Source organism: Francisella opportunistica, assembly GCF_003347135.1.
GTDB classification, from domain to species: Bacteria; Pseudomonadota; Gammaproteobacteria; order Francisellales; family Francisellaceae; genus Francisella; species Francisella opportunistica.
Genome location: NZ_CP022377.1, coordinates 1754138 through 1778519, shown reverse-complemented (window position 1 = coordinate 1778519; position 24382 = coordinate 1754138). Strand labels below are relative to the sequence as shown.

Here is a 24382-nt window from a genome sequence, read left to right as displayed (position 1 = left end):
AATGAATTATCAAAATCTAACTTCTGCAAATACTTATAGGTATTTTAGGTTTTTCTACCTAATCGGTGCTTTATTACCTGTTTTAATATTAATATCATCTATATTGTGTTTTTTTTCTCATAAAAAATTAAATCAGGTTATAAAAACAAGTTTTTTGATCGGTTTCTTTGTTTATTTTATATATGCTGTATCTTTTCATTCCAATTCAGTATTGAAGTTATTTTTTATTGTTTTGGGATTTTCGATATTATATACAAATATGTTTATGCTTTTGTATAAGCTTATTTTAAGAGTAAAAAATAAATTTTTTGCTGCTGGGTTATTCTGTGGCTTTTTCCCTTTATTAAAGCTAGTAATGCTACTGACATCCTCTTTATTAGCTCAAGAAACAGCTTTAAGAGGAAAGATAATATCATACTGTACATCAATTTTATTTATTGGACTATTTATATTATATTCTTTTATCACAAAAGATGAATTAACGGAAAAGCAAGTAAATTATAAAAACTTTTCTATTAGGTTTTTTGTATATTTGATAAATATCTTTAAAAAATATTCTATAGTAAAAATATTTTTTTATTTATTAATCTGTGGAACTATAGACGGGCTTATACAACAGTACCTTTTATATTATGTAGTATTTAGTGATAACGCATATTTTAATGTTTTTTACTTTTTTCAAATTGTAGTGTATGCCATATTATTTTTATCAATAATATTAATATCAGCTTATGTAAATAAGAATAAATATATCTTTATATTTTCATGTTCTAGTATATTACTATTTGTGAACATTATATTTATATTAATTTTTGGAGAAGCCTACTTTTTAAATGAATTTCTTGTTGCTAACTTTACTTGGTATTACTCATTTTTCTTTTTTTTCGTTATTGCTGTATATATAAGTAAACATAATTATTATAAATTTAATATAGTTTTAACTTTAGGATTCGTATCATTTTTATTTGGACTTATTATCTCTGAGTGGGTAAATGTTTGGTTTACAAGTAATTATATAACATTATTATTAGTACTATGTTTAATAACATTCTTGTATATAAGAATAAGAGATAATAGGGAAGAATAAATTATTTAATTAGCTACCATCTATTTATCATATCTAGTTTAAAATCGTCATTATTGCAAACTTTTACAAATAAGAAATATTTCAGTTACCTTTTTGAGTTATTTTCTATACAAGTCTCTAGCTGTGATGCCATGCAGTGAGTAATCCTAAATAAGCTATAGCAAAACAGTTAAGTAGTAATAAATTATAAATCAAAAGATAAGAGGTAAATGTAAAATGGCAGTAGAATTTATAAATCCTAGTGTAGATGTTATTCAACAAGCTATTGATTCATATATATTAAATCAAAACAAAGCAAAACTATCTAACTGGCAATTGCTCCATCACCATGGTGAATCAGGCATAGAAAGAGCGAAAATACTCTCAAAATGGGTATATAGAGCTGCATATTCGGAAGAACAATTACATATTCTTTTATATAATTTCATATATACTAAGTCAACATCTGCAATATCAAATCAGCTATTAAGTATCGCTTATAAAACTCAGCCTAAATCAGTAGATATAAGCACTATTAAAAAAGAAGCAAAAAAACTAACTGAAGGCAATAATACAACTAGTTCACTTAGAACTTATGTGAAAAATGCTCGCGACTCTATCAGTGCAGGTTATAGATATATAAAAGGAACTGGATTTGATAAATTATTTGAAAATAATGATCTAAAAGATAGTCTTTTTACTATAGAAGAATGTGATCTAGGGCAACCACCAACTAAGACGTCTAAAACTTCTGCTCATGATATTAGAATTTATAAGAGTCCTGGCAATTTATTTTTTATGAAACCTTTCGAACTCTCTTCTAAAGAGTATCAAAAGAATATAGATAATGGTATAGCTGAGGTGGTTTATGCACAAATATGGCGTTATTTAATTGGTGAAAGAGCTTCAGAATCAAGGCTTGTTACTAAAAATGATCAAATAATAGGAATTTGTTCAAGAGGTTTAAAGGGCTTTAAAGAATATGGAAAAATGACAGATGATGAGAAACTTAAAACCAAGGGTCTAATATCTATTTTAGTTTTTGTTTACCTACTCATGGAAGATGATTTTCATATTTTTAACTATGGTCAAGCTAATTTTGATGGTGAAACTTATTTTGCAAAAATAGATCACGACTACATAGTTGATAAATGGGATATGCTGAGTAAAGATAGTACTAAATTTCGTATAGCTGAACTATCACGAGTTTTAAGAAGCAAAAATCTAACGGCATTAATTAATTTATTAGCGGCTAATTCTAGGTTTAGTCCAGGTAGTAGTAATACATTTTTGTTAAGAGCCGCACATACAGGCAGAGCAAGTCTAAGTGATCGCAAAAAGACAACAACATCTAATTCTCAGAGTGCTTTTTTTAGGTCTAACTTAGCAACACTTAATAACATTAATGAGTTTAAAAGTATTATTGATACTATTAATCAGCGTTGTAATAATTTACAAGCTAGTTTATTTGTTCCACTTCAAACACAATTAAGTAGTTTTGAAAATTCAAAAGTCAATAATAACAAATCAAAAGTCAGTATTAAAAAAGCTGAAGCAATATTAAATCATTTTATTGAGAGAATGCAAAAATTAAAAAATAGCTTAGATCAGAAAGTAAATAAGTAAGGAATTAAGATGTTAATAAAAGAATATGAATTTGGAACAAAAGAAGATAAGTTTTATTTAGAAACAAATCAAGCTGCTGCCGAGAATATAGATACTAAATATTTATATAAGGATAAAAGTGAAAAGCAAGCAATAGGTGGAAAGAATATGAGAGGGAATACTAATCCTCTTCCTGGTTTATATAAGGACATTAAAGGTAATAGACATTACATTAAGATACCAGGCGATCCTAAAGAAATGTTTTGCGAAATGTTCCATGGAGCACTGGCAAATAATCTTAGATTTAATGGTTATTTGGATGTGGAGAATCCTTATATATCAGCAGCTGATGGAATTGTAGTAAACATAGAAAATAAATCAATGCTAGCATTAAGCGTACCTATTTTATCAGATTTTAAAGAACTTTTTAGATATCTAGGAACTGCAAAAAGTAGCGGAAAAGAAAGAGATAATTGGAAAGAAATAACAAATAGAAGTATTTATAGTAAATTTGTAGAAGAAAGTAAATTATTTCAAAAACCAACTTATAAAGAAGATATGAAAATAACTTTAGCCAAATGTGTGTTACAATCAGTAGCGTTCTTTGGAGATTATAGCCTCCATTCAAGTAACGTTGCATTGTATGGTGAAGAAGGTGCTAAAAAAGTTGCAAAAATCGATGGAGGTGCGGCTTTTAGAAGTTTTGCAAAGAATTCACCTATTAACATTCTATTTCCTTATGAATATGAAGGGCGAGGAGCCCATAATGCTATTCATAAAAATTATGTAGATTATTATATTCGTATTCCAGGATTGAAAGAATATTTACCCATTATAGCCTCTGATTATATCAATACGATTAATGCAAAATTTGGAAAATCAATATCTGAGATAGTTTGTGAAAGCATTCAACAAGTAAAAGAGACATATAAAATGGCAATGGGCCAAAAAGCAGATCCTTTTCAAAATAAAGCTTTCTCTAACTATTTTGGTATGGATTTAAGCATCGATGAAAGGGTTCTATCAAAGCAGATAGAAGGGATAATATACCGTAATATTGAGGGTTTCCAAAGAATAATAAAGGGTAAAAATCATTCCTATTTAGTCAAGAATTATCAAGTTAAAGATATGAATAATTTTTATAGTATTCAACTTACTATTTTGCAATTTATCCTTTCTAGAGGAGCTGATGTAAAATCAAAATCTGGCAAACCTTCAAAAAAAGATAAAATTAAAGACTATTTAATAAATCAATTTAAAATTCCTGGAAATTTTTTACCAAAAGGAGTATTTTTATCTAAATTAGAGTCACTGTGTGCCCCTAGTAACTTGATATCATTTTCTTCAAAAACTGCTGATATCTTATCTTTTAGATTAAGTAGGTTATCTAATAATGATCCTATTAGAATCTATCTTGGGATACCACCAATTAAACAAAAAATCTCTAGCGCAGAATTAATTAGATACATAAAAAAAAGTTTGGGTGAATTAAATAAAAATAAGTTAAATTGTAAAAACTTTAGATAAGTAAAATATATAATTTATAAATAGATATATAATTATAATTTTACCTGTTCAAATTTATACAAATATTTAGTTTATAGATGGAATTTTTGATATAAAGTTATAGTTGTAAATAAGAGTTAGCAAAAATTTATTAGGTTTATGGAAATGAAGCTAGCAGTGTAAATACTAGGGCTTGGCTTTTTATCAGCAACTTTCTGATTTATGAGTACTTATTGAAATAGCAATCTTCAAAATTACAAAATTTTACAAATAGGAAATATCTTAGCTATTTTTAGAGAATATTATCTTCTATAAAGTAACTTTATTGATGTGATCTAGTAATTAAATTTATTTGGCTTGTTGTAAAAGGAAAAAAGAATAAAAAAACAGATCTAAATAGAAATGAATTTTAAAAGATAGTTATTAAATTATGAAAGAAAAATAATGTAACTAGGGAGAATACTTATTATGTTAATTCAATCTGTACCATTATATTGTATTGTTGGAAGCATATTCTTTGGCTCATTTATAGTAATAATAGCAGTTCTTGAATTAAAAAATATCATTCAAGGAATAGTAACTAAATTATCTAATAAGATAATTAAGAAATAGATAAAAGACTAAGAATACCAAAAGTTCTAAAGAAGTAAAAAGAGAAACTATTTCTCTAAATATTTTAACTTATCTGGAACAGATGCCCAATTATCAGCATCTTCACAAGGTTCACACTTTTCTACGATATTTGGCCAAATACCAGCTAGCTCTTTGTTAAGTTCAAGCATTTGCTCTTCATTTTCACTTAAATCATCACTAGATTTTATCGCATTAACAGGACACTCAGGCTCACAAAGAGCGCAGTCAATACACTCATCTGGGTTGATTACTAGCATATTTGGTCCTTCATAGAAACAGTCCACTGGACAAACTTCTACGCAATCACCGTATTTACATTTAATACAACTTTCAGTAACTACAAATGGCATTTTGTTAAATCCTTTCGTTTTTTACTATTTTTTTAAAGAAACCAACAAATTATAGCATAGTTATAAAAAAGGTAAATATTATTCGTTTTGAATAACTTTTATAAACTCTTTATTAGTTTGAAAATTATGTAATCAAGTTTTACGCTTAAATTGATTAGCTAAAATTAGAAATATTTATTAACAAGTGATACTATAAGCTTAATATTTCACTAACTTTTGGGTTAAAAGAATGAAAGCTGAAATTGATCCAAGAAAACTTATTGCTGCAATGACCATATCGGTAGCTATTTTGTTTTTTGCCACATATCTTGTATCTATAGCTGATGGACATAATACATTATGTAATCCTTTCATTTCAGGTTGCTCTGATATTACTCATGCTGGGTTTACTTCATATGAGAAATATATGCTCAAGGCAGTATTAATACCAACAGCAACACTGATGGCGGTGATATTTTTCTTTATCCAGCAATTACTTGTACAAATAAGTGACTATAGCAAAGCAGTAATCAAGCAAGGAAAAGCAATATTATTTTTAGCATCAGTTGGCTGTATTGGCTTGATAATAGGTACTGCTGTGATTGACGGTCAAGATACCCCCATGAATGTACATCTAAAAGCTGTTGCGGTATTTTTTGTGTTGATGAGTGTTTGCCAGGTGTGGTATACGATTATTGAATATAAATACTCAGCTAAGTTAAATAAAATTCCACTGATTTTACGCAGAATAGCAATTTTAATAACAATCGCATTTTCAATATGGTCAGTATTTATGGATCAAACGACAATTAATCATAATATTGTTGAATGGTGGGGTGTTTACGCACTTATTTTTTGGTTTTGGACTTTTTCTATAACTAAAGTTAAGTAGCATTCTCGCTAGCAAATTTAGACTTTTTTGGTTATCTAAATTTATAAATAAAGCATAAGCATGTAAGGTATTTTTTATGTCTATCAAATCATTATTTAATAGTGCTAATCTTGATCAATATATCGATGCTAATTCAGTTAAGTTAGATGCTATTGCCAAAAAACTTTTTGATAAAGCAAATAATGATGAATTAAATCATATGCTTAGTTCACCAAACCAGTTGCAGTTGCTTAGTGTTTTGCTAAAAATAATTAATGCTAAAAGGGTTTTAGAAATAGGAGTTTTTCGCAGTTTTTCTACTTTAGTAATGGCTCAAGCTTTAGCTGATGATGCTAAGATTGAGGCATGTGATATTAGTTATGAGTATCTCAAGCCATATAAGCACTTTTGGCAACAGGCTAGAGTTGAGCATAAAATTAACCTAAATATTGCTCCGGCACTTGAGGCACTAGATAGATTTTTACACCAACAGCAAAAATTTGATTTTGTTTACATCGATGCTGATAAACCAAATTACATAAATTACTATGAAAAAACTTTAGAGTTGATTGATTCCGGGGGAGTATTATTGTGGTAGATAACGTTTTGTGGTCAGTTCGAGTTGCTGATGGGCAAAACAACGAAGAAAGTACACTAGCTATAAGGAAATTAAATAAGTTAATTCATAATGATAAGCGCGTAGAAGCTTGTATAATACCGATTGGAGATGGCATAAATTTGCTTAGAAAGCGCTAGCTTATTTAATAAGTTGAATATGTGCTAGAGCTCGCTTAGAACTTTCTAAAGCTTTGTGAGTATTTTGTGCTTTTGCCAATACAACTCCCATACGGCGTTTACCATGTATTTCTTTTTTGCCAAATATTCTTATATCTACATTTGAGTCAGCTAATGCTTTATCAATGCCGCAAATACTTGCATTAGTTGTATCTCCTTCAAGCAGTATTGCTGCAGAAGCAGACGGCTGTAATGTCTTTATATCAGGTATAGGTAGTCCAAGTATTGCACGAAGATGTAGCTCAAATTCGTTGATATTTTGAGATATAAGTGTCACCATACCTGTATCATGAGGGCGTGGCGAGACTTCATTAAAAAATACTTCATCGCCTTTTATAAACAACTCAACACCAAAAACTCCATAACCGCCCAAGGCATCAGTAATTTCTTTAGCAATTTTTTGTGATTTTGCTAAAGCTGCATCTGACATTGCATGTGGTTGCCAAGAGAAGCGATAATCACCATCTTGTTGAATATGGCCAATAGGATCACAAAATAAAGTAGCAGCTTTATGTCTAACAGTCAAAAGAGTAATTTCATAGTCAAAATCAATAAATTGCTCGATAATGACCCCTTTTGCATGGCCGCGTGAACCACTTTGAGCATAATCCCAAGCTTTTTTAATACTTTTAGAGTCTTTGACTATCGATTGCCCCTTGCCAGATGAGCTCATTACAGGCTTTATTACAAACGGGATTCCAATGGATTGTGTTGCAGATAGATATTGTTGTTCACTATTTGCAAATGCAAACTTTGAAGTTGGCAAATTAAGCTCTTTGGCAGCTAAAGCTCTAATCCCTTGGCGATCCATAGTTAGTTTGGCCGCTTTTGCACATGGAACAATATTAAATCCTTGCGACTCAAGCTTAATTAGACTATCAGTATTTATAGCTTCTATTTCTGGGACAATATATGTTGGAGACTTTGCTAGAACTAGTTTTTCCAGTGCATCAGCATTGAGCATATCTATAACATAACTCTTATCAGCTACTTGCATTGCTGGAGCATTTTTATAGCGATCAACAGCAATAGTCTCGATACCTAGTCTTTGTGCAGCTATAATGAATTCTTTGCCTAGCTCACCTGAGCCAAGCAGCATAATTTTGATATTAGAAATATTCATATTGATGGTTAAAAGAGAATTTGAAGTTAAGAAATATATTAGCAGAAAAAGGCAGTTTATTTATCATTTATAGGATAGAACTCGGCAATTTGTTTACCAAAATCAACTGCATCTATCGTTGTTGGATTCTGGCCAAGAGCCCAAACCATAAAGCCTGAGAAGTTATTATAACTATTAAGCGCAGGACCTTCACTATCACCTGTAGTATATGCTGTTTGTAGCTCTTCTGGTGATACATAGCTATTTTCTGAAGGAGCAAAATCATCACCAATAACTATTTTAGTTTTAGTATTATTAGCAGCTTTTAATGTATCTGCAGCTATCTTCATCGATAATGTTGGAGCCTGATTTGGCCAGCCTGATGCCCTGCGGTTGTTATAGTTTTGTATTAACAAAGCATCAAAGCAGATGCTGCCACCACAAGCATTCATTGGCAGCATATCTTTGAAGATATTGTATCTTCCGCCGGTTGATGTCCAATATATAGAAGCAGGAACTCCAGTGTCAACATATGTTTGTGGAGCAGCTGTTATAAAGAAACCTCTCGGGAATTTGTCTTTCATTTTATCACTATTAGCATATTCACGCATTTTTGCTATTAAGTCTTGCATCTCTTTAGTCCAGCTATCTGTACCTTTAATTGCATCACCCTCAAGGTCAAAATCAAAACCATCCATATTGTTTTCTGCAAGATAATTGACAATATTTTTAGCTAATTCATTATTATCACTTGACAATGAAGGTTGCCAAGTATTATTTGCGCCACCTGTAGATGCTATAACTAAACCATCTTTAGCATGGATTCTTTTAACTGCTTCTGCAAAGTACTCTAGATTAACAGGGTCAAAAAAGCCTGTTACTTGATTTCCAGAGACGCTAACAAATCCTGGAACTATTACATTATAGTAATCAGCAAAATCACTCATTTTCTCTGGTAGTTCAGAGCTTTGCCCCCAAGTCCAAGTACCCCAGTATCCGACCACAGACTTTTCTGGCCAAGCACCAGCTGGTGTATAGCTTACACTGTTACCATCCTTAAACTTACCATCAACGACAGTTAGAGTATTTGCTTCGTAGTTAGTATCATTAAATTTGTAACTATCAGGCTTGATTGTAAACTCACCCTTTGAAGGAAGGCTGATAGTATTACTACCAGCTGTTAATTGTACAGTTTCTTTGTATCCATTAGCATTTGATACTGTAGCTGTAGTTGCGGCTGGATTAGTCCCTTCAGCATAGCTAACATTAAAGTTAACTTGAGTAGGTTTAACAGCTTCAGCTTTGAAATTTATATTTAAATCAATATCATGAGTTTCTTTACTAACTATGATAGGATTAGGTATAATATTATCCGCAATATAAATTTCTGAAGCATCAGAACTTAAAACTTTTTCAGCTGAGACATCATAACTTCCTTTGCCTAGAGTTATAAGCTCAGGGTTAGTTGGATTTACGCTATATAATTCTGAGCCAAGTTTGATATTTAGCTTATTAATAGTTTGAGGTAAGCCTGTTGTTTTAACATGAACATTAGCCTGTACCACAGCTTCACATAGTACCCAACCAGAGTCATCAGCAGGAGATGCACTAGTCCACCAGCTATTAATAAGTTCATAAATGTTTCCATCAAACTTAACAAAAGCCCCCTTACTATAACCTGACCAGAATCCCTCTTGTCCATTAGGAATAAAATCCTTAGTATCAGTTGGTATGGTATCACAGTTTCCAGGTGCTGGTACTGGTTTACTTTTATAAGTTAGATTAATCGAGGTTGTATCTTTTGTCATTGCAAAAGAGTTTGGTGAGATTGGGCCAGTATCTTTACCACTTATACTGATTGTGTAGTTAATAGCCTGAGTATTAGAATATGGTAGAGTTACCTGATTATTATTAACAGTATAAACTTTACTATTACTTGAGAACTCAATTTTTGCATCAGTAGGTAAACTATCGCCAGCTAGATTTACAGAAATAGTTTTTTCAGCTACAGGCTGTGGGCTAGGACCAGGATCTTCACATCCTTCTGTCCAAGCTTCTTGCCATGCTGTACCTTTACCAGGCTCATAAGCCCAAGCTGCTGAAGAAGAGCACCATCCTGGGATATTACACACATAACAAGATCCAGCATTATTGACTTCTTGTCCTTGCTGATAAGTAGTTCCAGCCTTATAATCTAATGCTGAAGCGTAGCTTGTAGCTCCACATGCTGTCATTAATGTAGTTAATAATAACTTTCTATACTTCATATTAATATCTCTAATTAAACATTATGATAATTTGTGATGACTAGCTTATCAGTAGTTAATATCAGAGTAAATTATGAAAAAATAATAGCAGCTATTAATTTTTCATAACTGACTTGTTTATTAATTTTACTTAGAGAATGTAATATTGTCATTAGTGTCAACATCAACAACTATTTTATCTTCAGCCTTAAACTCACCATCTAGAAGCTTAAGAGCTAGAGGGTTTTCTAAGTTGTTTTGGATAGCACGCTTAAGTGGTCTAGCTCCAAATATAGGGTCAAAACCAGCATCAGCTAGTTTATCCATAGCTTTAGATGTAACTTCTAAGCCAATATCTAAATCGGCTAAGCGTTTTTCTAAGCGCTTGATTTGTATCTTAGCTATTTCAGTTATCATTTCTTTATTTAGTGGTTCAAAGACTATAGCGTCATCAACCCTATTTACAAATTCAGGTCTAAAGTGGCTAAGTACCATTTCCATTACAGCAGATTTTACTGTTTCATAGTCTTGACCTTGCATTTCTTGGATTCGATGCGAACCAAGATTTGAGGTCATCACGATTACAGTATTTTTAAAATCTACTGTTCTACCTTGTCCATCAGTCAAGCGACCATCATCAAGCACCTGTAGTAAGATGTTAAATACATCTGCATGAGCTTTCTCAACCTCATCAAGTAGGATTACAGAGTAAGGTCTTCTTCTTACATGCTCTGTCATATAGCCGCCTTGTTCATAACCGACATATCCTGGAGGCGCACCAATTAACCTAGCCACAGAGTGTTTTTCCATAAACTCTGACATATCTACTCTAAGCATTGCATCTTGATCATCAAACAAAAATTCTGCTAAAGCTTTTGTTAGCTCGGTTTTACCTACACCTGTTGGGCCTAAGAACATAAATGAGCCTATAGGTCTATTAGGATCTGATAAGCCAGAGCGAGATCTTCTCACAGCATTAGATACTGCTTTTATCGCTTGATCTTGGCCAATCACTCTCTTATGTAAGAAGCTTTCCATATTTAGTAGTTTTTCTTTTTCACCTTCCATCATCTTAGATACAGGTATACCAGTAGCTTTTGATACTACATCAGCAATTTCATTTTCTGTAACAGATGTTCTTACTAGTTTATTTTCAGAAGATTCAGCCGTTGTAGCTTCTATTTGCTTAATTTGTGCTTCTAACTCTGGTATTTTACCGTACTGTAATTCTGCCATTTTGCTTAAATCACCAGCTCTTTGATATTTTTCAAGCTCAAATTTTGCTTTTTCAAGTTGCTCTTTAAGCTTGCTAGCACCTTGCATTTTAAGCTTCTCAGCTTTCCAAAGCTCTTCTAGTCCTTTATACTCAGAATCTAGTCCTTTTATTTCTTGTTCAAGTATTTCTAAACGTTTTTTAGTAGCCTCATCTTTTTCTTTTTTCAGCTGTTCACGTTGCATTTTAAGCTGAATGATTCTACGGTATAAGCTTTCCATTTTCTCTGGCTTAGAATCAATTTCCATACGAATTAAACTTGCAGCTTCATCAACTAAATCAATAGCTTTATCTGGTAGTTGTCTATCAGTTATATATCGATGTGATAGAGTTGCAGCACTTACGATAGCAGAGTCAGTGATATTTACACCATGATGTAGTTCATATCTTTCTTTTAAGCCTCTAAGTATAGCTATAGTATCTTCAACTGTTGGCTCATCAATTAACACTTTTTGGAATCTTCTTTCTAGTGCTGGATCTTTCTCAACATACTCACGATATTCATCTAAAGTTGTTGCACCAACACATTTTAGTTCGCCTCTAGCTAGAGCAGGCTTAAGCATATTACCAGCATCCATAGAGCCTTCAGATTTACCAGCACCAACCATAGTATGTAATTCATCGATAAATAAAATTACGTTGCCTTCTTGTTTCGCTAGTTCTTTTAGTACAGATTTTAATCTTTCCTCAAAATCACCTCTAAACTTAGCACCTGCTAGTAATGCACCCATATCTAGAGATAGTACCTTTTTACCTTTGATTCCTTCTGGTACTTCATTATTTATGATTCTTTGTGCAAGTCCTTCAACTATAGCTGTTTTACCAACGCCTGGTTCACCAATTAGCACAGGATTGTTCTTTGTTCTTCTTTGCAATACTTGTATAGTTCTGCGAATCTCACTATCCCTACCGATAATTGGATCTATCTTTCCTTTTTTCGCAAGTTCTGTTAGATCTACTGTATATTTGTCTAATGCACCTTTCATATCTTCTTGATTTTGACTACTCACTTTTTCTCCCCCGCGATAATCATCAACTGCTTTAGTAATTTTGTCTTTTGTAATATTAAATTTACTATACAGTCTGGTTAAACTTTTATCCTCTAATGAAGCTAATAAGAAAAGCTCACTTGAGATAAACTCATCTTTATTTTTATTAGCAATTTCTTGCATTTTATGTAGTGTTGCAATTAGCTCTCGAGATGGAGCTATTTTGGGATTACCTTCACCTGCTAATACAGCAACACCATCAACAAGATCATTGACAGCCTTTATAAAGCTTTGGATATTAACTCCGCAAACACTTAATATAGCTGTGGCGACACTATCATTTTGCTCTAATAACGCTTTTAATAAATGGGCTGTGGTAAACTCTGTAGCTTTTTGTTGAAAAGCATAAGATTGAGCTTCAGCTAAAGCTTCTTGTAGTTTTATTGTAAATTTATTTATATCCATTATTTCCCCTTAAGAAAAATTATCTGCTTATATATCTAGGGCCGCTTAATTATTTTTCAAGAAGTTATATAAAAGATTTTAGCCAAATTATATCTTCTTAGAAGATTATTGTTGCAGCACAGCTATAACACACTTAAAATAACTAATCTAAATATTTTTTAAATTTATCAATGAATTTATTAGAAAATACTCTTAGTGGTTGGAGCAAAAAAGAAGTTACATGGCTGTTTAGCTGTATCATGCTAACTACACTAGCGGCTTATTTGAGTGGTAGTAGTTCTTTTATATTGATATATTCTATTGTTGGTATTACAAACTTGATCCTCGCAGCTAAAGGAAAAGTTTTTAATTATGTTTTAGGATTAATTGGTGCACTTATGTATGCGCTTATTTCCTACCAAAATCAAGTTTATGGACAGTTACTTTTAGCACTATTTTTCTTATGTCCGATTCAATTTTATGGTTGGTATAATTGGACTAGACCACATAACAATACCAAAGGGCAACAAATAAAGATAAAAAAACTCACGCAAGCACAGTTTATAAAAATTATCTTTAGCATAGCTGTAGTATCTGCCGTTTATGGTTATTTTGTGCTGCACTTGTATTTTGGTCAGAGCGTTGGCTTATTTGCTGATGCGATCGTAGAAGTCACATCAATAGTTGCATTTATTTTGACTGTTCTTATATATCGTGAGCATTGGCTTTTGTGGTTGACGATAGATGTTTTAACTATTTCAATCTGGATTGATGGAATTGTTGATTCAGTTATAACGATAGCAATTATCCCAGTTATTATTACAAAATTAGTAGCTTTTATAAATGCCATATATGGTTATATTAGTTGGAGGAAAATCTATAAACTTCAAAAAACATCTTAGAAAACCTTTTTAATCAGCTGGAGTAACTTTTTGTACATTTATACTAGTTTGATAAAATATAGTTACAAAACCCTCAAAAGGAACCAATATGTCACTTATAAACATTAGAAAAAAAGAGAAAAAGAATAGGGTGGCTGTACATTTAGAAGTTGATAAAAGTGTACTTGATGAAATGCTGGAGTATTTGAAATGGGCAGAGATAGAGGATGAAGCCCAATTCATAGAAGAGGCTTGCAAATATATATTTCAAGTAGATAAAGACTGGAAAAAATTTAAAAAAGATCATTTTGAAAACACAGGAATAAAGCTTGTAGATAAAAAAGAAACTGAACTTGACGTCGTTAACCAAATGGTTGGTGAAGGTGAAGGTATGGTTAATTTAAAAGATGATAAAAATCTAGGAAAAAAGCTGCAAAGAAAGCTACAAAAGAGTGATAAGTAAACTCTCTATCAGCTTGTTTATATTAATTTGTCATATACTAAAAAAAACCCTTAAGCTAAATTCGTGTGTTGTAGATTTTAATAAGCTTTATACAGCTAACTACATATAAAAATGTCATGCTGAATTTATTTCAGCATCTCATTATAAGTATTGATTTTATTGAGATCCTGAAACGAGTTCAGGATTGTGACAGAATGTACTACTTTTATGCCTAGTAGGTTATATAAGGAGATAAATTTATTTTTCTTTAAGTTAGATTATAGTGGCTGCTTTCATTGCTTTGACAAAATTCTTAAGTTCACTAAGCATTTTAGTCTTATCAGCTAAATTATTTTGAATAATTTTAACAGTAGCAGAGCCTGAGATTGCGCCTGTTGCTCCAGCTTTTATTGCCTGTTGGACTTGGGCAGGTTTAGAAATTCCAAAGCCTAATATCGGTTTAGGAGCATTATATTGTTTGAGTTTCACCAGTACTTCTTCGACCGGCATGTTTGCCGCAGTTTCCGTACCAGTTACTCCAACTCTTGAAAGTAAATAAGTATAGCCACTACCAATTTTAGCTATTTGTTCTAATGTTATTTCATTTGCATCTGGTGGCGCTATGAATATTTGTGCTATACCAACTTTCTCAGCAACCTCACGGAAATCTTTTGACTCATGAGCTGGTATATCAGCTATTAGTATTGAGTCTACACCAGCAGCAAAACACTTATTATAAAATTTCTCTATACCATTTGCATAGACAAGGTTTGCATATAAAAGTAGTCCTATTGGGATAACAGGGTATTTATGTCTAATTTTAGCTAAAATCTCAAAACAATCATCTGGTGTAATACCACTATTTAAAGCTCTAATATTAGCTTCTTGTATAGTTGGTCCATCAGCTAAAGGATCGGAAAAAGGTATGCCTAGCTCTAAAGCATCAGCACCTGATTGAATCAAGGCCTCGATAATCTCAAAAGATAAATCTTTGTTAGGATCACCAATAGTTACAAAAGGGATAAAAGCGCCTTGATTTTTCTTTGCTAAACTTTCAAAAAGGGTTGTGTACCTACTAGTCATTATTAAATCTCTCCCTTTTCTTTTAAAACATCATGCACAGTAAAAATATCTTTGTCACCACGCCCAGAAAGGTTTACTACAAGTATTTGTTGCTTATCAGGGTTATCATAAGCAAGTTTTAAAGCATATGCTAAAGCATGAGATGACTCTAAAGCAGGGATAATTCCTTCTTTTCTACACAAAAGTTTGAAAGCCTCTAAAGCTTCATCATCTGTAGCAGAAACATACTCTGCACGACCTATTGATTGTAGGTAGGCATGTTGTGGGCCAACAGAAGGAAAATCTAAGCCTGCAGATATTGAGTATGATTCTTGTATTTGACCATTATCATCCTGCATTAATGGCGCTTTCATACCAAAAAATATCCCTAGTTTACCATGTTTTAGTGGAGCACCATGTTCACCTGTTTCTATACCTTTACCAGCAGGTTCGACACCTATAAGTTTGACATCTTTTTCAGCGATAAAATCAGCAAACATGCCGATAGCGTTTGAGCCACCGCCAACACAAGCAATTACAGCATCAGGTAATCTGCCTTCTTTAGCAAGGATTTGCGCTTTTGTTTCTTCACCAATCATTCTTTGGAACTCTCTAACAATCGTAGGGAAAGGATGAGGGCCTGCTGCAGTTCCTAATAAATAGTGAGCTTTGCTGTAGTTTGCTGACCAGTCTCTTAGAGCTTCATTACATGCGTCTTTTAGTGTTGCAGAACCACTATGTACTGCAACGACTTCTGCACCCATTAACTTCATTCGAAAGACATTTGGACTTTGACGCGCAACATCTTTAGCACCCATATAAACTCTGCATTTTAGATCTAGCAGTGCACAAGCTAGAGCGGTTGCTACTCCATGCTGTCCAGCACCTGTTTCAGCAATTATCTCTTTTTTGCCCATTCTCTTAGCTAGTAGAGCTTGACCAAGTACTTGGTTAGTTTTGTGAGCCCCACCATGGAGTAGATCTTCGCGTTTTAGGTATAATTTAGTTTTTGTATTTTTGACTATATTTCTTGTTTTTGTAAGAGCAGTGGGGCGGCCAGCATATTCTCCCAAAAGTTCTTTAAACTCTTGCTTAAAAGACTCGTCATTTTGTGCTTTTATAAACTCTTGCTCGAGTTGTTCAAGAGCTGGAACAAGAATTTGAGGAACAAATTGACCACCAAATTCGCCAAAGTATGCATTTAGTTTTGACATTTAAATACTATAATTAAATTTTAATGCATATATTATCGCTAATATTTAACTTAAAGGCTAGGGTAGAAGAGTAGTTGATATCGATATTATTTTAATTCATAAATTTTAGAAAACTTATTTTCTAAATAATCAACATAATATTTAGCATTTAGATATTCACCACAGATATTATTGATAATCTCATCAGCAGGCTTTAGACTACCAAATTGGTGGATATGTTTAGTTAAGAAGTTCAGTATAAGCTCTAGCTTGTTGTGCTTAATAGTATCATTAACATCAAATTCTTTATTCATATAGTGAAATATCTGTGAAGCATACGCGCTTCCAAGAGCATAAGTTGGAAAATATCCAAAAAGTCCCGCTGACCAGTGAACATCTTGTAAGATTCCATTGGAAAAATCACTAGGAATAATGCCTAAATATTGCTGATATTTATCATTCCATAATTTTGGTAAATCATCGATAGCAATATCCTTTTCGAAGATTTCTTTCTCTAACTCAAAGCGTACTAATATATGTAAAGAATATGTCAACTCATCTGCTTCTACACGGATTAAGCTTGGGCTAACTTTGTTTATCGCTTTATAAAACTCTTCTGCACTAGTATCAGCTAAATTTTCTAAGAACAAGCTTTGTAGTTCACTATAGTTGCTATCCCAAAAAGCTTTATTTTTGCCAACTAGGTTTTCATAAAATCTAGATTGTGATTCGTGTATTCCTAAACTAACACCTGTACCCAGAATAGTATCATAGATATTATCGCCTATATTTTGTTCATACATTGCATGACCTGTTTCATGAATAGTACCAAACAAAGAAGATGTGAAAAGATTCTCGATATAGCGCGTAGTCATTCTAACATCATATTTGTTAAAGTTTAAAGTGAAAGGATGAGCACTTTCTTTTAGAACACCGCTATCAAGGTTAAATCCTAGTTGTTTGGCTATTTTATGAGAATATTGCTTTTGTTTACCGATATTATATGGTTTATCAATACAGCTAGTATCAACTTGCTGGGCATTTTTTATTTTTTCTAGAAGTGGAACGATTTTTTCTTTTAAAGAATTAAAAAAAGGCTCTAATTTAGCCACAGTCATACCTTCTTCATAATCATCAAGTACTACATCATATGGATGCTCGTTATAGCCGATTCGCTTGACATACTTCTTCTGGTATTGAATAATTTTATCTAGATATGGTGCAAATTTCTCGAAGTCATTATCATTACGCGCCTCAGTCCAAACATTTTGAGCTTGAGACAAAAGTTTATTATACGCAACATATTCATCTTTAGGTATTTTACTAAGCTTATCTTTTTGTTTGGTTGTCAAATAAACTATCCTTTTATTTATATCACCTAGCTCAGTAAAGTTTTTATTTAAATAATCTAAGCTGGTATTTAGTTCATCACTATTAGTTATTTCATAAACCTTTTCACTAAAAAAGCCAATAACTTCAGATGTTGTATTGATTGAGTTTTTAGGAGCCTGTGTTTCTAGGTCCCAATGCATTAGGGAGATCGCGTGGTTATATTTCTTCTTTTGTGATAGTTTGTCCTGGAGTATCTGAAGCTGTTTTTTGATTTCGCTCATTTTTTATCCTTGCTTGTTGCTTTCTTTCATTAGAAATAGTTCGTCTTAATAGAGTATCATAAATTGGTTTTTGATGATGAATATATGTCAACATAGACGCACTAAAGCAAGTTATCATTAATGGCAGCAATAGATGAAAATTCCAAGTCATTTCCATAACTAAGACAATGCCTGTTAATGGCGCACCTACAGTTGCTGTAAATAGAGCACTCATTCCAGCAACTGCAAAAACCCCAGCTTCAATATGGTACTCAGGAAATAGTTGAGCTACTGATAAACCATAAGCTAGACCAAAAACAGTACCAAGAGCGATCATTGGTGCAAATATTCCACCGGTAACCCCTGTACCATATGAGAAAATAACTCCAGCAAAACGTAATGCAAAAAGCACTAAAAGCATCTTGATTGATAAGTTATAATCAAGAGTATTTGCTATAACAATATAACCACCACCAACCGCATTTGGTGACAGGACAACACCTGTACCAAAAATTATGCAAACAATTATAACTAAAGTCCAATATCTTTTTCTTGGACCTTCAGAGAAGAAGTTAGCAACTTTAATTAGTGATTTATTAAATAGCAGCCCAAAATAACCAAATATAATCCCCAAAACCATGAAAAGCCAAAGAGTATTTTGTGGTACTGAGCTAAAAGTCTCTACACGTATTGCAGGTGGATTGCCCAGGATAGTTCTAGAGATAACAGTACTCATGATACATGCTACAAGAACGCATTTTATCGCTGAGACACTAAATCTAAATTTTCTGTTCATCTCTTCAATTACAAAGATAATCCCAGATAGTGGAGTATTAAAAGCAGCAGCTAGTCCAGCACCAGCACCTGCAGAAATAACCGCATTTGCATACTTTGTAGTGAGCTTGAATCTATCAATAAAAAACTGTGCTAAAGCTGCTGCCATATGAATTGAAGGACCTTCTTTACCTAAACTTAAACCTGAACCTAAAGAAAAAAGCCCACTTACAAACTTTACAGGAACAACTCTTTTACGTAGCTTGCGACAACCTTTTAAAGCACCTTCAACTTCTTGGATACCACTACCACCAGCTTCTTTCGCAAATCTGCTAACGATAAAAATCGAAATCAGCATCATTACTATAGTTAACGTTATCGACAGAGCTATTTCAATAAAAATATTACCATCACTGAAAGAAAAAATAATTTCCTTTATCCTAAAAATGGAATCTAAAAGTAGTTGAAATGCTGTGGCTAAAAGACCAATCATTGTACCTAAAACAGCACCAGATAATACCAACACCCAAATATGTCGATTGTTCTTATAATATGTATCTAATACCTTATTACTCATTATAGATATAAGGGTAGGTTGCAAATTAACACAAATTATACATTTTTGGAAGTTTTAAAAAAGAAAAAGTTAACCAAATTTAGATAAATATTGCTTAAGTGATATTTTTTGTTATCGAGTTTGCTAAATCAGCGGATTTTTTCTCATCACCAAGCGCACCTATACGAATTTTTATCTCTGTAGAGTGGCTATCAACATTACTTAAATCAACACTAATACTTTCACCTTTTTGTGAAGCTTTAATTGTAGCATTTTTAGTATGGTAAGTTTGGCTTATTAGGGTATACTGACTATTCATCTGTATAGTTTTAATTGTTGCATTATATACACTTCTAATATCTCTAGGGACTTTAATTATATAATTACCATTTATATAATATACTGTACCTCCAGCTACCACAGCTGTACCTATCAGAACAGCAGCAACAACACAGCTATTAAGGGAGATAGCAATAATTATAGGTATTATAATTAAAAAGAGTTTTTTGTACATTTCTAAGAAGTTTTGTATACAACGGCTTGGATTTGGTCCATTAATGTTGATGACATTGCTTGGTCACCAAAAGTACCAAACTTGATTGTTACTTTGGTTGCTTGATCTGTTAGTCTTTCAATTTTGACACTAAAGCTTGTGCTATCAATTTTGGTAGCGCCTTCAATATCAGCGTTTTGATTTGTTTGATCAAAACTTTTTGAGACTAAAACAAAATCGTTATTGTCATCAATAGCTTTAAGAGCTGCTTTATAAACAGTCTTATAGTTACCTTTTATATTCATTGAATAATTTCCATCAATATAGGCAACTGTTCCGCCACCCACTGCTACCGCTGCAACAATACAACTATTTAGAATTAGTGCCGAAAAAGAAATTGCAACAGTAGCAAAAGCTTTTTTTAGAAAAGTCATTATAAAACACCTATTTGATTAAACATTTTTCTGAATTTGATCCATTAATGTTGCTGACATTGCTTGGTCACCAAAAGTACCAAACTTAATTGTAACTTTTGAAGCGTTGTCAGTAAGCTTTTCTATTTTAACATAGAAGCTTGTTGAGTCTACTTTAGTACTACCATAAACAACGGCATCTACTGAAGTGATAGATTTTTTAGTAATTACAAAATCATCATTGCTTTGAACTGATTTTAAAGTGGCATTGTAAATATCTTTTACACTACCACTCATATTCATTGAATACTCACCAGAAATATATGCCGCAGTTCCGCCACCTACAGCTGCACCAACAAGTAGCCAACAACTACTTAAAGATAAAGCTGATACTGCTAGCATTAAGACCGTTAATGTTTTTTTGATTTTCATATAATTTCCTCATTACATATCAATATATATGGGTTGATACCATAAGCCATAATATACAGCCTTTAAAACATAGTCAATTACAACACTGAAAAATTTGTTGTAAGAAAATATCAAGTTATTTATAGCCTGAATATGTTCTTAGAATTGTAATTCGATAAACAATAGCTAAAAAGAGGTTATAAGATCATACTTGTATAATTTTTATGATTTTTAAACTATTTTAAATTGTTCGAAGTACTTGGTGTTATCACTTATTACAAAGTATAATGGGATTATGAAACTAAACTTATTATTTAATCACAGATAAAATATGAGTAATATAAACAATGTTTGTTTAGTTGGATATACTATATTGATGATATATATAAATAAAAACTTGCAAAAAGAGGTCTAATATGCCGTTATATCCAGCAGTTGAACCATATAATCGAGAGTTTTTGAAAGTCTCAGATATTCATACTATATACTTTGAAGAATGTGGTAATCCAAATGGTAAGCCGGTTGTATTTATCCATGGGGGTCCAGGTGGAGGCATACAACCAAGCTACCGACAATATTTTAATCCAGAGAGATATAGAATTATTCTTGTAGATCAGCGTGGATGTGGTAAAAGTACTCCATTTGCAGAGCTAAGAGAGAACACAACTTGGCATTTGATTGAAGATTTTGAGCAGATCCGTAAAAGGCTTAGTATTGATAAATGGATGATTTTTGGTGGTTCATGGGGTAGCACGCTAGGATTAGCGTATGCTCAAACCTACCCAGAGGTTGTAACCGAACTTATTCTTAGAGGAATATTTTTAGGTCGTAAGAAAGAAATATCGTGGTTATACCAGTATGGTGCATGTGAGGTCTTTCCAGATAGATGGGAAGATTATATAAGACCTATCGATGAAGAACAAAGAAAAGATTTTATATCAGCATACTATAATATATTAACTGGCAGTGATGAAGAGTTAAAGCAACAAGCAGCTAAGGCTTGGAGTATGTGGGAGGCATCAACTAGTAAACTATATATAGATGAGAAATCTATAGCAAGATATGGCGAAGATAATTTTAGTTTGGCATTTGCAAGGATAGGGTGCCACTATTTCAAAAATAAATTATTCCTAGAAGAAAGCCAATTACTTAAAAACGTAGATAAAATCAAAAACATTCCTGGCATGATAGTCCAAGGACGGTATGATATGGTTTGCCCAGCGACTAGTGCTTGGGATTTACATAAAGTTTGGCCAACAGCAAAACTAGAGATTGTTGCCGATGCTGGACACTCGATAATGGAGCCAGGCATATTAGAAGCTTTAGTTAAAGCAACTGATAAATACGCTGAGTAGTTACAATCAAATCAGCCGATATTTAACTTTGTATTTATATTTTTCACTTATATTTTTGTATTGAGACTTAATTTTTTATTTATTTTTACTTGTTATTGATATGGTTGTGAAGATGATTGCGAAAAACGCGTAAAAAAGTTCAAAAAACTTCAATTTTTTTCGAAAAAGTACTTGCGTTGTTGATAGGTGATGTGTATTATATGTCTTCACCGGCTGACGGATGATGTTAGTTGTTGAGAGGCGAGAGTTTCTAGTTGATATTTAAGAGATATATTATATACAAACACTTTGTTAAAGAATTTGAGTAACAGTAGTTAGAGTCAGAAATTGATTTAAACTGAAGAGTTTGATCCTGGCTCAGATTGAACGCTGGTGGCATGCTTAACACATGCAAGTCGAACGGTAGCAGGACTAGCTTGCTAGTTGCTGACGAGTGGCGGACGGGTGAGTAACGCGTAGGAATCTACCCATTTGAGGGGGATACCAGTTGGAAACGACTGTTAATACCGCATAATATCTGTGGATTAAAGGTGGCCTTTGTGCTGTCGCAGATGGATGAGCCTGCGTTGGATTAGCTAGTTGGTAGGGTAAGGGCCTACCAAGGCTACGATCCATAGCTGATTTGAGAGGATGATCAGCCACATTGGGACTGAGACACGGCCCAAACTCCTACGGGAGGCAGCAGTGGGGAATATTGGACAATGGGGGCAACCCTGATCCAGCAATGCCATGTGTGTGAAGAAGGCTCTAGGGTTGTAAAGCACTTTAGTTGGGGAGGAAAGCCTATGGGTTAATAGCCTGTGGGGAGGACGTTACCCAAAGAATAAGCACCGGCTAACTCCGTGCCAGCAGCCGCGGTAATACGGGGGGTGCAAGCGTTAATCGGAATTACTGGGCGTAAAGGGTCTGTAGGTGGTTTGTTAAGTCAGATGTGAAAGCCCAGGGCTCAACCTTGGAACTGCATTTGATACTGGCAAACTAGAGTATGGTAGAGGAATGGGGAATTTCTGGTGTAGCGGTGAAATGCGTAGAGATCAGAAGGAACACCGATGGCGAAGGCAACATTCTGGACTGATACTGACACTGAGGGACGAAAGCGTGGGGATCAAACAGGATTAGATACCCTGGTAGTCCACGCTGTAAACGATGAGTACTAGCTGTTGGAGTCGGTGTAAAGGCTCTAGTGGCGCAGCTAACGCGATAAGTACTCCGCCTGGGGACTACGGCCGCAAGGCTAAAACTCAAAGGAATTGACGGGGACCCGCACAAGCGGTGGAGCATGTGGTTTAATTCGATGCAACGCGAAGAACCTTACCTGGTCTTGACATCCACAGAACTTTTCAGAGATGAATTGGTGCCTTCGGGAACTGTGTGACAGGTGCTGCACGGCTGTCGTCAGCTCGTGTTGTGAAATGTTGGGTTAAGTCCCGCAACGAGCGCAACCCCTATTGATAGTTACCATCATTAAGTTGGGTACTCTATTGAGACTGCCGCTGACAAGGCGGAGGAAGGTGGGGACGACGTCAAGTCATCATGGCCCTTACGACCAGGGCTACACACGTGCTACAATGGGTATTACAGAGGGCTGCGAAGGAGCGATCTGGAGCGAAACTCAAAAAGGTACTCTTAGTCCGGATTGCAGTCTGCAACTCGACTGCATGAAGTCGGAATCGCTAGTAATCGCAGGTCAGAATACTGCGGTGAATACGTTCCCGGGTCTTGTACACACCGCCCGTCACACCATGGGAGTGGGTTGCTCCAGAAGTAGATAGCTTAACGAAAGGGCGTTTACCACGGAGTGATTCATGACTGGGGTGAAGTCGTAACAAGGTAGCCGTAGGGGAACCTGCGGCTGGATCACCTCCTTAACGGAAATACGAAGAATAAGAAAAAAGCTTTAATTGCTGATCAAGTGATTTAGCATGGTGTTTGTAGATAATATATTTTAGTGTGAATAAGATACGGGTCTGTAGCTCAGTTGGTTAGAGCGCACCCCTGATAAGGGTGAGGTCGGTAGTTCAAGTCTACTCAGACCCACCATTTCAGAAGACTGATGACGGATGACAGAAGACGGAAGTTGATTTATTAAACATATTATGCGTTAAAGCGATTGTGTTTAAAGATTAGCTAGAGTTTTAAGTTTTGACGTTTTAAGTTGGAAGAAATTATTTAAGTTTTAGGAGAGTAGTTGTTCGAAGGATATGAGACGTTTCTGTCATCAGTCCTCCGTCTTCTGTTCTCCGGACACGGGGCCATAGCTCAGCTGGGAGAGCACCTGCTTTGCACGCAGGGGGTCAGCGGTTCGATCCCGCTTGGCTCCACCAATATTTTATTTACATGAAGATAGAGAT

At 33.7% G+C, this 24382-nt stretch carries 18 protein-coding genes, 2 tRNA genes, 1 rRNA gene and 1 pseudogene; 11 read left to right on the top strand and 11 right to left on the bottom strand.

Annotation, left to right across the window (positions count from 1 at the left end; all coding sequences use genetic code 11):
- The first annotated feature begins 1 nt into the window (after window position 1).
- The 3 genes from CGC45_RS08670 to CGC45_RS09050 all read left to right on the top strand — a co-directional run bounded on the left by CGC45_RS08670 (window position 2) and on the right by CGC45_RS09050 (window position 4198).
- Window positions 2-1087 carry a hypothetical protein gene (locus CGC45_RS08670; protein WP_157092989.1) on the top strand — a complete coding sequence of 362 codons (1086 nt, stop codon included), beginning with the start codon at window positions 2-4 and terminating at the stop codon, window positions 1085-1087.
- Between the two features lie 216 nt (window positions 1088-1303).
- Complete coding sequence (locus CGC45_RS08665; protein WP_071629880.1) at window positions 1304-2692, top strand: hypothetical protein; 1389 nt, start codon at window positions 1304-1306, stop codon at window positions 2690-2692.
- Between the two features lie 9 nt (window positions 2693-2701).
- Window positions 2702-4198, top strand: a complete 1497-nt coding sequence (locus tag CGC45_RS09050; RefSeq protein WP_071629879.1) for a hypothetical protein — start codon at window positions 2702-2704, stop codon at window positions 4196-4198.
- A 638-nt stretch (window positions 4199-4836) separates the two neighbouring features.
- On the opposite strand, the gene fdxA is transcribed toward CGC45_RS09050, so the two are convergent.
- Window positions 4837-5160, bottom strand: a complete 324-nt coding sequence (gene fdxA, locus CGC45_RS08650) for a ferredoxin FdxA (RefSeq protein ID WP_071629878.1) — start codon at window positions 5158-5160, stop codon at window positions 4837-4839.
- A gap of 229 nt (window positions 5161-5389) precedes the next feature.
- Here fdxA and CGC45_RS08645 point away from each other — a divergent pair, with 229 nt between their 5' ends.
- Window positions 5390-6031: a Frag1/DRAM/Sfk1 family protein gene (locus tag CGC45_RS08645; protein WP_071629877.1), complete on the top strand. Its 642-nt coding sequence runs from the start codon at window positions 5390-5392 to the stop codon at window positions 6029-6031.
- Window positions 6032-6107: 76 nt separating this feature from the next.
- Window positions 6108-6766 (top strand): annotated as a pseudogene (locus tag CGC45_RS08640) (O-methyltransferase).
- Window position 6767: 1 nt separating this feature from the next.
- Here the strand turns inward: CGC45_RS08640 and purT are convergent.
- The 3 genes from purT to clpB all read right to left on the bottom strand — a co-directional run bounded on the left by purT (window position 6768) and on the right by clpB (window position 12880).
- The gene (gene purT / locus CGC45_RS08635) at window positions 6768-7928 is read right to left on the bottom strand and encodes a formate-dependent phosphoribosylglycinamide formyltransferase (RefSeq protein ID WP_071629876.1); all 1161 of its coding nucleotides are present in this window, start codon (window positions 7926-7928) and stop codon (window positions 6768-6770) included.
- A 56-nt stretch (window positions 7929-7984) separates the two neighbouring features.
- Complete coding sequence (locus CGC45_RS08630) at window positions 7985-10174, bottom strand: glycosyl hydrolase family 18 protein (RefSeq protein ID WP_071629875.1); 2190 nt, start codon at window positions 10172-10174, stop codon at window positions 7985-7987.
- A gap of 126 nt (window positions 10175-10300) precedes the next feature.
- Window positions 10301-12880 (bottom strand): ATP-dependent chaperone ClpB, encoded by a 2580-nt coding sequence (gene clpB, locus CGC45_RS08620; protein ID WP_071629874.1) that lies wholly within the window; start codon window positions 12878-12880, stop codon window positions 10301-10303.
- Between the two features lie 170 nt (window positions 12881-13050).
- Here clpB and pnuC point away from each other — a divergent pair, with 170 nt between their 5' ends.
- The gene (gene pnuC / locus CGC45_RS08615; RefSeq protein ID WP_071629873.1) at window positions 13051-13761 is read left to right on the top strand and encodes a nicotinamide riboside transporter PnuC; all 711 of its coding nucleotides are present in this window, start codon (window positions 13051-13053) and stop codon (window positions 13759-13761) included.
- 88 nt (window positions 13762-13849) lie between these two features.
- The gene (locus CGC45_RS08610) at window positions 13850-14203 is read left to right on the top strand and encodes a hypothetical protein (RefSeq protein ID WP_071629872.1); all 354 of its coding nucleotides are present in this window, start codon (window positions 13850-13852) and stop codon (window positions 14201-14203) included.
- Window positions 14204-14455: 252 nt separating this feature from the next.
- Here the strand turns inward: CGC45_RS08610 and trpA are convergent, their stop codons facing one another.
- The 7 genes from trpA to CGC45_RS08575 all read right to left on the bottom strand — a co-directional run bounded on the left by trpA (window position 14456) and on the right by CGC45_RS08575 (window position 20697).
- The gene (trpA, locus tag CGC45_RS08605) at window positions 14456-15265 is read right to left on the bottom strand and encodes a tryptophan synthase subunit alpha (protein ID WP_071629871.1); all 810 of its coding nucleotides are present in this window, start codon (window positions 15263-15265) and stop codon (window positions 14456-14458) included.
- Window positions 15266-15267: 2 nt separating this feature from the next.
- Complete coding sequence (gene trpB, locus CGC45_RS08600) at window positions 15268-16458, bottom strand: tryptophan synthase subunit beta (protein WP_071629870.1); 1191 nt, start codon at window positions 16456-16458, stop codon at window positions 15268-15270.
- 86 nt (window positions 16459-16544) lie between these two features.
- Window positions 16545-18050, bottom strand: a complete 1506-nt coding sequence (locus CGC45_RS08595; protein ID WP_071629869.1) for a carboxypeptidase M32 — start codon at window positions 18048-18050, stop codon at window positions 16545-16547.
- Window positions 17986-19380, bottom strand: coding sequence for a H(+)/Cl(-) exchange transporter ClcA (gene clcA, locus CGC45_RS08590; protein ID WP_071629868.1), 1395 nt, complete (start codon window positions 19378-19380; stop codon window positions 17986-17988). Before clcA ends, CGC45_RS08595 begins: the two co-directional genes overlap by 65 nt.
- A gap of 94 nt (window positions 19381-19474) precedes the next feature.
- Window positions 19475-19873 carry a DUF3568 family protein gene (locus CGC45_RS08585; protein WP_071629867.1) on the bottom strand — a complete coding sequence of 133 codons (399 nt, stop codon included), beginning with the start codon at window positions 19871-19873 and terminating at the stop codon, window positions 19475-19477.
- Between the two features lie 2 nt (window positions 19874-19875).
- On the bottom strand, window positions 19876-20286 hold the full coding sequence (locus tag CGC45_RS08580) for a DUF3568 domain-containing protein (protein ID WP_071629866.1): 411 nt from the start codon (window positions 20284-20286) through the stop codon (window positions 19876-19878).
- Window positions 20287-20304: 18 nt separating this feature from the next.
- Window positions 20305-20697, bottom strand: a complete 393-nt coding sequence (locus CGC45_RS08575; RefSeq protein ID WP_071629865.1) for a DUF3568 domain-containing protein — start codon at window positions 20695-20697, stop codon at window positions 20305-20307.
- Window positions 20698-21092: 395 nt separating this feature from the next.
- Between CGC45_RS08575 and pip the strand changes: the two genes are divergently transcribed.
- From pip to CGC45_RS08555, 4 genes are all read left to right on the top strand, one after another.
- The gene (pip, locus tag CGC45_RS08570) at window positions 21093-22031 is read left to right on the top strand and encodes a prolyl aminopeptidase (protein ID WP_071629864.1); all 939 of its coding nucleotides are present in this window, start codon (window positions 21093-21095) and stop codon (window positions 22029-22031) included.
- A 334-nt stretch (window positions 22032-22365) separates the two neighbouring features.
- Window positions 22366-23899, top strand: a 16S ribosomal RNA gene (locus tag CGC45_RS08565).
- 95 nt (window positions 23900-23994) lie between these two features.
- Window positions 23995-24071 (top strand) — tRNA-Ile (locus CGC45_RS08560).
- Between the two features lie 208 nt (window positions 24072-24279).
- A tRNA-Ala gene (locus CGC45_RS08555) sits at window positions 24280-24355 on the top strand.
- Window positions 24356-24382: the final 27 nt, after the last annotated feature.